The organism is Bacillus sp. FSL R10-2780 (assembly GCF_038006125.1).
Classification (GTDB): domain Bacteria; phylum Bacillota; class Bacilli; order Bacillales; family Bacillaceae_G; genus Bacillus_A; species Bacillus_A cereus_U.
Window position 1 is genome coordinate 42105 of record NZ_JBBOUQ010000003.1, and the last position, 12359, is coordinate 54463.

Here is a 12359-nt window from a genome sequence, read left to right on the forward strand (position 1 = left end):
TTCATCTCCCTCTCGGTTTCTTATATCTTGCTCCCTATCCAAAAAACAACTGTCCAAATGGGAATTACGAGTATGCATGCATTTCGAAATCCAATAGCAAAGCCTAACGGATTTTCATCAATTTCACTAAAATGAGCTTCATATTCTTTCATATCACGATTGAGCTTTCTTACGGTTTCTTACTGCAAATACAGCTCCAATTAACCCAAGTACGACACATGCAAGACCAATCCATTTTATGTATGGATTTTCGGCTTTACCGCCTGTTGTCGGAAGATACGTTTCGATTTTCTTTGGTGTTTGTTCTAGTTGTGGTTTCATAATAATCTGTTGTGGTGTCTCTAGTTGTGGAATAACAGGTTTTTCGGTTACTTTTGGTTGTTCCGGTACCTGTGGTTGTGGCGCTTCTGGCTTTTGTGGTTGTTCTGGCTGTTCTGGTTTTGGTGTCTCTGGTGTAGGTGGTGTCGGTTTCTTCTGATCCTTCACCGTGTGCTTAATAATTTGACCATCCTCTTTAATTTCAAAAGAGAATATTTCTTCATTCAGTAAATAGCCGTCTGGTGCGAATGTTTCTTTATACGTGTACTTTCCGTATGGAAGCTTGAATTTTGCAATGCCGTTTTCATCCGTTTTTCCTTTTGCAACTTCTTTTCCTTGTTCGTTAAAGATAGTAAATTCAGCGTTCGGAAGTTTATTGTTACCATCTGCAATATCTACCTTACTAATCTCCAACTCCCCTATGATTCGCTTGTTTTGCGCTGTTAGCATGACTGTCTTTCCTTGTTCCGAGATACTAAAAGGAATAAGTTCTTTGCTTAACACATAGCCAATTGGTGCTTGCTTTTCAACAAAAGAATATGCTCCAAATGGTAAGTCTTTCACTTCAATCAAACCGTTCTTATCACTTTTGTGTTCGCTTATTTTCTTCCCTTTACTATCTTGTAGAACGAACACCGCACCTTCTAATTTTCCACCTGGATTCTCTCCATCTAATTTTATAAGTCGTACGTTTCCTTTTACTTCTTTATTTTCAACTGTGAATGTTAGCATTTTTCCTTGTTCTTTAATCTCGAATGGATATTTTGTCTGATTAAGAAGGTATCCTTCTACCCCTTTTGTCTCAATAAAATAATACTTTCCATACGGAAGATCCTTCACTTGTGCAATTCCTTGTTCATTTGTAGTGGTTTTTGTAATTTCTTTTCCCTCAGCTGTATACACTGTGAACTCTACTTTTGGAAGAGTTTTTCCGCTGTCACTTAATTTCTTAATCTCGATGTTTCCTTTTACCTTAGTATTTTGCACTGTAATTGTTGCAACCTCGCCTGTTTTAACTTCAATCTGTTGTGGCTGCCCATTCAATACATAACCAGTAGGTGATTTTACCTCTTTAAGAGTATAAGTTCCGATTTCTAAACCAGAAAGGCTTGCTGAACCTTGCTCATTTGTAGTCATAGTGCCTACTTTTTGATTTGCACTGTTCATGACTTCAAATACTGCACCTTGTAGCAATTCTTTTTGTTCTCCCACTTTTACAACTTTCAATCCACCAAGGGATTTCCAGTTTACTTGTAAATCGGCACTCACCTTTTCCTCATTTTTTTCTAAAAGGACTGTTGCATCCTGGACTTTATCAGTTCCTTGATACGCTACTGCCTGCAAATTAGAAAGATTAGATGTTACTTTTAAGGAAAAGTTACCTGTTTGAGAGGATTTCGGTATCAAAATACGGAATTGTTCTCCTAAATTGAATTGTTGTTTTGCTTCACCTTTTGTTGAAACAACTTTCGTTCCATTCGGTGCTTTAGCTAGTTGAACTGTAAATACACCGTTCTTAGCGTTACTTTCAATTTGATACACTGTCGTTTCAAAGTACTCACCGTTTAACTTTGCTTCTTGATTGTCTGTTGGTGTTACATTCATGTACATGTCTTGTGTTTCCTGGCTTGCATTTGCACCATTAATAATGGTTTTTACGGCTTTTGCAACATTCCCATTGCGATGCTGAATTTCGTTAATGTCTATTTGACCTAACGCTGCCCAAACACTAAGCTGTGTCGCATAATGCGCCTCTTTCCAGTCAGAAACTCCTAATTCTTCTGGGCTTTTTTGTGGATATCCATTTAGAAGAACTCGGTACACAACATCGTCTGTACGCCCCATCTCTGGAAGGTCATTACCGTTTGGACTTAATTTCCCATAAGTTAAACAATACGCAATTTGGCCATTCGCATTCTTCAATAGTTCTGTCCGTAGGTCTTTCCCATACATGGGACTAAAACTCCAATTCATTTCATATTTCTCACGATTAATGACTTCAGCACTCGCTTTCGTAAGTGGAAATACAAAATTTAAGACAATTAGAAGCATACTCATGATAATGAGTAACGTTTGATACAATCGTTTCAACATACTAACAGCTCCCTCAAATGATATGCAGTTTTCAAAGATCTATTTAAATCAGAATTTTCTGATTTAAAAACTTAAAAAAATACAATAAAATTATAGCTTTTCCTCGTTGTTCATTTACAATATAAGAGTATAATTGTGTATTACAATAAATATTTCATTCTAATTTTGCTCGATAATACGTAGCTAAAAAGATCTTATCTATCGGTTCATTAAATAGATCAGCAAGAATCCTGGCTCGTTTCTCAATTATTCCTTTCTTTCCAGTTTCAATGTTATATAGCGTTTTAACTGGAATTTTAGAAGCCTGCGAAACTTCTTGAATTGTGAGTCCTCTTGTTTCTCTAACATTACGTAATACAGACAATTTCTCACCCCCTTACATACATTCTATTCTCCTTAAAGTAGAATGTCAACACTAAAGTAGTAATTTTTATACTTAAGTGATAAAAATTACACAAATAAACACTAAAGTGGTAAAAATTATACAAACAGATGAAGGAGGTTAATGCAAGTGGAGAATAATATATTTGGGAAAAACATAAAAAAACTACGAGCAATAAAGGGTCTCAGTCGAAAAGAATTTGCTGATGCAATAAACACCCCATATAGTACAGTCTCTAGTTGGGAAAGTGGAGAAAAAACACCTAAAATTGATCGTATCCCAATAATCGCTAAATATTTCAATGTAAGTGAGTCACAACTATTTCTTCATCCAATGAGCGATACTGAAGTTTTTGAAAAAAGTGATTTTGGTACTGATCCTATAGAGCGTATGGCTCAAATATTAATTGATAAATATAGAAATATTCCAGAAGAACATAAACCAAGAATAGAAAAAGAAATTTTAAGAATTGCACACCTTTTAGAGATAGAAATTGAGATGGAATCTCAAAATAAATAGTTAAAATATATTAAAATTTTTCATCTTCATATATATCAATCAGATCACTAAAAGCATCTAAGTCTCCATCTACAGTTAAAAGTATTTTTATAATTAAATTTTCCCATTTATCCATTAGATTACCACCTTTATATTTTTCTTTGTTCGTTAAAATCCAGTTTAACCATTTAAAAAACTCTTTATAAAGTAACAAAAGACATCGTTAAACGATGTCTTTTGTTACTTTTATATTTTTAAGATTTAGCCCATGCCACCGGGATCAGAACGAAGATATTGAGTTTCCTTTGACAGTGACATATCTTTCTCTTTATTGTCTAATAAACTCATTCCAGAAAACAAAATAAATGTTGTTATACATAATATGGCTATTTTTTTCATTTCACGCCTCCATATTCTAACATTTCTTTATATTCATTATATACTCGTGTTGCGTATTGGGAAAAGAAGTAATCGCCATTTTCAATAAACATTTGTTTGGAATCAGCAATCAATTTTAAATCCATCTTTGCTTGTCCTAAGTAACAATACTGAATAGGACTAAGTTTTTTATTTTTATCTAGAATTCCTAACAAAATATCAATTGCTCTATCGTTATCATTATTTAGTATGAAATATAGTGCTAATTCTGCTGGATGGAGCGTGTTTAAATCAATAGTTTCAATTTCTCTTTTATTTACAAGTTTTAAAAAATTTATATTGTTTACAGCGATTTTATATTTTAAAGCACTCTGATTTTCAAATACTTTCATTGCTCTTAAAGTATGTTTATATGATTGTTTATAATCTGTAAATATTAAACTTTCTCCCTTACGTAGATCAATCGTAGCCTCCATAAACGGAAAATATTTCAAATACTTATGTGACCGTAATTGATTATTACACTCATTAAATTCTTCTATTTTTAGCCTTCTTAATAATGAATAACTCCATATGTCATCTATCCAATATTTATATAGCAACTTTAAATCTTGATTTGTATGTACAGAAATGTTCTGATAAATACGGTTCCTATAGGTATCAAACATTCCAAAGTCTCCAATATCCCCAACAGACAACAAATAGAGAATATCAGAAATAATCTCCATATCTAAAGTTTCTTTTTCTGGAATGCTCTTCCGAATTTCTTCTACCATTAAAATATGCTCTTTAGGATTTCCTCCCCTTGGCCTATCATAAAACAAACTTATTAAAGGTGAATATTTTTTAACATAACTCTCCTTATGCTTACTCGTCATATTGATTAAATATTCTAAAATTAAATCATATCCATTTAAATACGCTATAATAAACAGTCTTTTCATGTTAATTTTTACATTTCTTTCATATTTCGAAAAAACTTCTATACAACATTTTTCATTTATAGCTCTATCTTCATTAAAGAGCGTGTTTGCCATTTTAAATACACTCAGCATGGAAATTTCTTTATGATATCGAAATAAATCTGTTAATGTAGATTTAGGTATGTCAAGTTCTCTTGCAAAACTATCATATGATCTATTTGTCTTATTCATTTGATCTTGCATCTTCTCAATCCAATTACTCATATATCCACACCTCTTTACACATCTTGTTAGAAAATTCAGACACATATATGTGGATTATAACAAACTAATGGTAATAAATTGTATATGTTACTACAAAATCTAGGTGATTCTGCATATTTCTCAATAATTGTTACACAATTAAGATTTTCAAAGTTACATTTTATCCTTAAAACACTTACATAAATACACTTTAGTAGAATTTTTACACTCCAAAGGATTGATATTATTAAAAAAGAACGATAGAATAAAAAGCATAAATAAAAATGACAAATGTAAATAACAACGAACAAATATAGATGAACGCAAAAAAAAACCTACCTCACAAATTTTTAATTGGTTCCGGTCGGCAAACTAGAAACCAGTTAAAAATTCCCAGGAAGTAGGATTTTTAGCACATTAAAATATATTCACTTTTATGTACTTATTTTATCATAAAGTGAATTACTTGTGAAGAAAATCCTCTACTTTTCCAACATTTTTCTGTAATTGTGTGGTGGGAAAAATAGGAGGATTTTTCTATGATATTGCAAAACTTTTTACTTAGTCGAGCAAAAGCGGAACTAAGTCCCCACATCAATCATTTATCCAAAACTCCTGGGGCTATAAATCAATCAATTAAGAAAGTTACTACTTATATTGATAGTATTGTCCTAGAATGCGAAGGTGTTACCACAAAAGATTACCTTACCAAAAGAAAATATGAAGCTTTAGAAACAGTTTTATCGTACCTAGTACAAGAAGGATATTCCCAAGTAAGGCAAGATCATATCAGCAAAAAATCAGGTATTTCAAAACCTGTCATTAACTACGTGTTAACATGGCTGCAAGATCTGGGAGTATGCCAACAAATTAGAGTGCGAAGACACGGTAAGATTGCCCCTTCAATTTACATTTTAACCATACATAACAACTATTTAAAAATTATTGAATACTTCAAGATAAAATGGGCTGTAGCTATTGATGTATGCTCTACTTTCACTGAATTTCTAAGTAAAAAGCTCTTTAAGAAGACTGTTGTAGCCAATCACGAAGATATAAAGAATGATATACAAGTCTCGTCTAATTCTGTAGATATTTTCAGCGCAAACAAACAAGCAAAATCAAATACGTATTGTGAATTAAAAGAAAAGAATAACAGATTACAAGATTTAGACGACTATCTAAGTGAGGATCAGAGAAAGGCTTATTACTACATTTTAAGTCAAGAACTAAATCACCTTAGTGAAAAGGATGCATACACAATTGCTTTAAGGATGCCACCTTATATCGACCGCTATGCTAGATGGGATTTTGAAGAATGTGTGCAATGGTTCCAATACAATGAAGCTCAAAATAGTAATCCCGCACATTTTATAAAAATGTTTGGACAAAGATCTAAACAAAATTGGGAACGAAGAAATCATAACGCAATAGAAAAGAACTCTCTACATGGCACAAATAAAAAAAGAGAATTTGTTTTCTATAATTTCTTAGAAGAAAATAATTAAATTTAAAAAATCATACTAGTATGTAGCCTTGCTTAAAAATATCAAATATAGCAAGGCTATTTGTCATATCCTCTTATAAAAGATCATAAACTTGTTATTTTTCGACACAAGAAACTTCAAAATACAAATCTTTTTATAGAATCTTTTTATGAAGTTCCAGGCAATTTACATATGAGATTAACGGTAACTTATTTCTGGATAATTCGTCATTTACTATCGAATTTATTTTGAAATTTACTAAGAGAAAATCCCGAATAGCTTGTCAGAGTATGTTTAAAGGCATCATAATTTATTCTAATGTTTTTATTGGTTTTACTTTTTAAAACAAGATTTATTTAATATAGCATTCTGAAAATCTTTCTGTTTTGTCTAATTTTAGGGAATCCGATTAAACTTGCAAAATATATAAATAATTATTCAGATTCCTATTATTGGCTTCCCTAAAATCTGATGAAATTCTATTTGTTTCAAATTAAGCACATTAATATGCTCCCCTTCTTCCCCCACTTCTAATATCATTAGCAATTGAATGCATTCTGAAAAGATCGTCCATACTAATAAATGTGAACTCCTAAATAGAGATTTGTAAAATCATTTCGATCTAAGACTAAACACCTCTAATGCCCTGCAGATTTTGTAAAGGTCTAAGACACCCCCATAAGCCATTTTTGGCGAAGATTAAGCCGTTTTAGGAGCCAGGAATATTACTAGTAATATCTAGAATTATCCCTTTTGCCCCTCAATAAAGGACTTATAATTGTTATATATAAGAAACTCAAAAAAATTATTCAAGATTTAAATAATACGTACCTTTTAAATCGAGAATTATTATTCACTAGTAAAACGCTACGTAAACGGATAGCGTTCAAATAGATTTCCTTATTAACTTTTCATGTATTTTAAATTAAAAGAATATTAACTAGATACTAATTCTATTAATGAAAGCTTTGATTCTTGCACATATATCTAGTAAAATTCTTATATTGGAAACAAACTTCTAATAATAAAATTTCAAGTAATTCTTTAATTATTGTATTATCTAATAAATATTCACTTATTTTCAAAGGTGAACGTTATGAAAACGGATAGCGTTTATAATTTAATTACCTCAATACTAGATACATAGACAAATCTAATACACAAGTATCTACACAGGATACCTTTTGAAAGTAATAAAAAATCTTACCTTGTAGCCCTATAAAGATTTCTATTTTTAGAGGAATGATCCTCCTAATAAAGAAAGAATATCTAACACACAAATAATGGAGGTGTGAAATTTGGAATATGGATATTTTGCACAAGAAGTAGCAAAGCAACTAGATATTAATACTAATACACTTCGTAGATGGTCAATTGAACTAGAAAAAATGGAGTACATATTTGAAAGAAATGAACGTAACCAACGAATTTATTATGAAAATGATATAGATATTTTAAAACAAATGAAGGAATACCTAAATCAAAACTGGAAATTAGAAGAGGCCGCTACACGAAGCATGGATATAGTCGGAGAAAACGCCGAAAAAACGGATAGCGTTCAAGAAGAACCTGATACTGAAGTAACACTTCAGAAACGTTCAGAAACGGATATTTCAATAATTCAAGATAAGTTTTCCTATATGTTTAACCAACAAGAAAAAATTGTACAACAAAACCAAGATATTATTAATTTACTATTACAGGAACGCTCAGAAAAGGAAGAAAAAGATTTACAAATTCAGTTACTACAAGAAAAACTGGATAAAACAATTCAATTGTTAAATGAAGATCGCCAAGAGCAACAAGATAACACTAAGAAAACGTTCATTCAACGTTTGTTCAATCGAAACTAATTCGGATATGCATTTTCTATCAAATACATATCCGAATTAGTAAAAAAATAAAAAAAGCGGAAATTACCGCTTTTTTTATTTTTTTTACTCATCTTCACAATGCTGAGTGTACATTTTTCAAAAGGAGTTCCTCTTATATCTTTTTTTTATAGCCATTTAACTTTGAAAGTAAAACATTTTTTTATAATATACATCTAACTAACACTCATCAAACGTTCATATAGCTATACATTTTTACTTAGCTTCATACATACCGCCTTTGTACATTGAAGAGAAGGTAAAGTGATTTAATTTATAATATTATTAATTGAAAAAACCTCAAGAATTCCTGTCTTTTATCATCCTTATCCAAAATACTTTTCTAAATTTAAACGAATCAAAAACATCTTAATCCCTTGATATCAAAAGGCCGAACGCGCCATGAACGCCTAGCGTTCATGCTAAATCCCAGTGTGTATATACTTAAATTCTATATAGTTGTTCCTCAACTCAAATTTTAATTCGATCTTGTATGAAATTTGAAGTATCGGTTGCAATTTTATTTCGTTTTAAGGAAATTCCAGCATGATCACAGCTATATACATATCTCTTTTGCCTTTCCTGTAAACTCCAAATATCCTCAGTATCGTTAATATCAACATATTCATCATACTTTGCAGAAATCAGCAAATTCTTTTATCGATTTTTGGGGAAGATTGACTAGGTTCTATAATTTCCCAACATTTTAATAAAGCTTCATCGGAAGCTCCATATTTTTGCAAGTCTTCTTTAATATTTTTACCAGATCGTGTCTTGCATATTGAGTGCGACATTCGATTGGCATACAATAATGTTACTAATTAAAGCTTTCATTATCGCTAAATCATTGAGCTTTATGAACGCTATTAATAAATTTACATTATACAACCAAAGCAAGGATATCTTAACACCTTATGGTAATGGATTTAATAGCTTATGAACGCATAACGTTCACGTTTTGTAAAGCGTTAATTTAACGCTTTACAAGCGCTCATACTATATTTTTTCAATCTTGTTGTAATGAAATTATTTATTTAATAATTAAAAGATTATCTTCTATATTTTATTATTAAACTAGCTCTTTGTAACACTAGTGTTACAAAGAGCTAAGATATGTTGAAGAGAATTTACTATATTAAAATTTGGTTGTCATTAAGTACTAATCGTTATTATAGCGTTCAGTATATGTTGCAATGAATCTTTTAACCTTATATATAATGATCCAGCTTTAATATTAGCAACTAATATATGTAGTTATAGCTCAGATCTATCTTATCCAGACTTCATTGATATGCCGTCATAACTATATTAATTTGTAGATTAATTCTCGGGATGTTCCTTAAATTATGCTTATTTATTACAAATATAGAATGATAAACTCATTTGTATCATTTAAATAAAACTACAAGGTCAAAATAATGTCCCCCTAAATTTAACAAACAAAGCCTTCTTGATCATCAGCTTGTACATCTTTTATCAAACTTTATAAACTATTTTAGTATCAGTCGCATTTCTCTCAAAAAACTCATAAACGTTGATATTAAAAGGATAGTCGCTACAAAAACGGACAGCGTTCACGTAATGTTAAACACTAAAATAACACTTCGATAACGTTTATACGGTAGAGAATTCAGATACATTCTCTAAAACATCAAATCCTCTTGAAAGTATTAAACTTGCAAATCCAACTACTTTATTTGCAAAAAATGAATTTCAACTTAAATAATTGAGTTGGATCATATACAAAATACTCACTCTAATCGATGCTTTCATTATTACTCTAGACCTAGAGAGCAATACCAAACTTTATTATGTAAACTGTGAACTCGCATTATATACATGGATCAAAGAAAGCAAAACGCCCTAAATTAGTTTACTCGCTCTATGGAATGACACCTACAATGAAACAGGAAAAGGATTAACTTATAATTCTTGCTCTGCAGAGCTCACCCAAATAAAAAGGCAAACTGATACAGGAAGCAAGTTGTGGTTACCAAAATAAAGACGTTAAAAATCTAAAACTTCGTGAGTCGGATTGCTCTTCTTGTAGCCCATCTTACGATAAAGATGTTAACGCAGGACCTAAATCTTAGAAACGAAGCTATTCGTCTCTTAATCGTAGGAATCTCCCACTTCAAACTTAAAAACATATCATAACAAAGTTACATTATACAACCGAAGCAAAGATATCTTAGCCTTATATAACGATACGATTTAGACATAATGATGCAATTTTAATATCAGCAACTAATTTATGTGTCGCTATAGCACAGATCTATATTATCCAGGTTTCATTGATATGTCGTTATAGATATATTAATTTACAGATTGATTCTTGGGATGTTCCTTAAAGCATGTTTATTCATTACAATTATAGGATGAATAGCTCGTTTGTATCATTCGCATCCCCTCAAAAAACTTATAAACGTTGATATTAAAGGGATAATCGCTACAAAAACGGATAGCGTTCACGTAATGTTAAACACTAAAATAACACTTCGATAACGTTTGTGCTATTAGGGATTAGGGGATTCGGATACACCCTCTAAAACATCAAATTCTCTTAAGAATATTACAATTTAAACCTTTAAGTCTAACCTTTATCTCTAAAAATATCTTAAAGGAATCCTATCAACGAATATAGAAAACTTCTCCAGGACCTATACAAATGAAGTACCAAACATACTATTAACTTAAAAAAAGTAAATCTATTCAATACGCTGAAAATAAATATAAAATAAATATATAATAGATATTTATTTTATATTTATTTTATATTTATCGGAGTGGTATTCCTAACACACCAACTCACGAAATAACATTAACCCTATTAAAATTTAAAATGTATCAAAAATATATTTATTTTATATTTTATTGATATCATTCCCTTCTGAACTCTTGATTTCATTCTGATTTTAAGTTATAATATAGTTAATAAATATAAATAAGAAATAAAAATTATAGAGGTGATGTATAATGACAGATTTAAAAGGGAAGAATCTTCATATAGACATTGAAGGTGATATTGGAAACGATTCTTTTAAAGGTTACATCAATGGTGAATACATAAAAATGAAAAACGTATATCAAAGCGTTTACTCAATGCCCAATGTAACTGAAACAAACACACAAAAAAATGTAATCAATTTAGTAGACAACATGTTTGTAAATATTGCTAGTAAATCAATTAGAAGATCCGGGATGTATTTTATTGGTAATCGAGCGATGCTAACAGGGAAGAACCCAAAAAACATGAACATTAAAGTAGGCCAAAAATATAATGATGATTTACCTCTAATTAATATGCTAGGACTAATTGCAAATAAATCAGTTCAGCTTGAGTGGGAAAGAACTGAACAACTACCACAATCAATTAATGTGACTGTTGATCTTATTTCAGCTATTCCAGCAAGCCAATGGACACCTGTAAATGCTAAGCACCTAGAGCAACGTTTTACTAATTCAAATCATGTTGTAGTTGTTTATGTAGGGGAAGAACAAGTAACGGTCAGTTTAGCATTTAACAGTGCAAACATTACTCAAGAAGGTGTTCCTCCTTTATATGCAATCCTTGAAGGCGAAGAAGATATGTTTAGTGATTTCATTAAACTATATAAAGACAAACTTGAGGTAGAGACTGTAAAAAAATCATTCTTTAAGAACAAAAAAATCTTGCATAGTGACATTGGAGATGGAACAACTGAGTATATATACACAGTTGGCGTAAATCCAGTAATTGATGCTTGTAGTGGAGAAAGACGTGGAGTTGGGCACGCTACAGAAGAAGCTGTTAAGCTATTAAACCAAGAGCGTGGAACAAACATTAAACGCCAACAATTTTCACAAATCCTTCAAGATCCAGACCATAAATATCATGAAGAAGCAACTGGGTACTTTAATATCACAAAAGTGGAACAGGCTGAACTTATCTTAGAAGATACAGGTGAAAAATATGTAAGTAACACAGCTAGTGAAGCTGAAATTTTATGTGTATATGGTGGGGGAAGTGTTACTTTTAAAGATGAATTATATGAACAATTATTAGAGTACTGTGAGCGAGTGGGTATGTACTTATTATGGATTCCAGAAAAATATGCTGTAGATATGAATGCTAGAGGGATGCAAGTAATCAAGAAAATTCTTACTCGAAAAAAGGTGAGATAAT

8 protein-coding genes are annotated in these 12359 nt (G+C 31.0%); 4 read left to right on the plus strand and 4 right to left on the minus strand.

Features of this window, described 5'->3' with window-relative positions:
• Window positions 1-153: 153 nt before the first annotated feature.
• Window positions 154-2412: a SpaA isopeptide-forming pilin-related protein gene (locus NSQ47_RS26515; protein ID WP_341038678.1), complete on the minus strand. Its 2259-nt coding sequence runs from the start codon at window positions 2410-2412 to the stop codon at window positions 154-156.
• Between the two features lie 154 nt (window positions 2413-2566).
• Window positions 2567-2776 carry a helix-turn-helix transcriptional regulator gene (locus NSQ47_RS26520; RefSeq protein ID WP_105587762.1) on the minus strand — a complete coding sequence of 70 codons (210 nt, stop codon included), beginning with the start codon at window positions 2774-2776 and terminating at the stop codon, window positions 2567-2569.
• 147 nt (window positions 2777-2923) lie between these two features.
• On the opposite strand from NSQ47_RS26520, the gene NSQ47_RS26525 reads away from it, so the two are divergent.
• A complete protein-coding gene (locus NSQ47_RS26525) occupies window positions 2924-3313 on the plus strand; it encodes a helix-turn-helix domain-containing protein (protein WP_078174605.1) in 390 nt (129 codons plus the stop codon).
• Window positions 3314-3553: 240 nt separating this feature from the next.
• Here NSQ47_RS26525 and NSQ47_RS26530 read toward each other — a convergent pair whose 3' ends face one another.
• Both NSQ47_RS26530 and NSQ47_RS26535 read right to left on the minus strand, forming a co-directional pair.
• Window positions 3554-3691, minus strand: a complete 138-nt coding sequence (locus NSQ47_RS26530; RefSeq protein WP_240381085.1) for a hypothetical protein — start codon at window positions 3689-3691, stop codon at window positions 3554-3556.
• A complete protein-coding gene (locus tag NSQ47_RS26535) occupies window positions 3688-4857 on the minus strand; it encodes an AimR family lysis-lysogeny pheromone receptor (protein WP_240381086.1) in 1170 nt (389 codons plus the stop codon). The genes NSQ47_RS26530 and NSQ47_RS26535 overlap by 4 nt, the downstream gene beginning before the upstream one ends.
• A 518-nt stretch (window positions 4858-5375) precedes the next feature.
• On the opposite strand from NSQ47_RS26535, the gene NSQ47_RS26540 reads away from it, so the two are divergent.
• From NSQ47_RS26540 to NSQ47_RS26550, 3 genes are all read left to right on the plus strand, one after another.
• Window positions 5376-6344 (plus strand): Replicase RepFR55, encoded by a 969-nt coding sequence (locus NSQ47_RS26540; RefSeq protein ID WP_341038682.1) that lies wholly within the window; start codon window positions 5376-5378, stop codon window positions 6342-6344.
• Window positions 6345-7621: 1277 nt separating this feature from the next.
• Window positions 7622-8176 (plus strand): MerR family transcriptional regulator, encoded by a 555-nt coding sequence (locus tag NSQ47_RS26545; RefSeq protein ID WP_000455687.1) that lies wholly within the window; start codon window positions 7622-7624, stop codon window positions 8174-8176.
• A gap of 2994 nt (window positions 8177-11170) precedes the next feature.
• On the plus strand, window positions 11171-12358 hold the full coding sequence (locus NSQ47_RS26550) for a ParM/StbA family protein (protein WP_000130744.1): 1188 nt from the start codon (window positions 11171-11173) through the stop codon (window positions 12356-12358).
• Window position 12359: the final 1 nt, after the last annotated feature.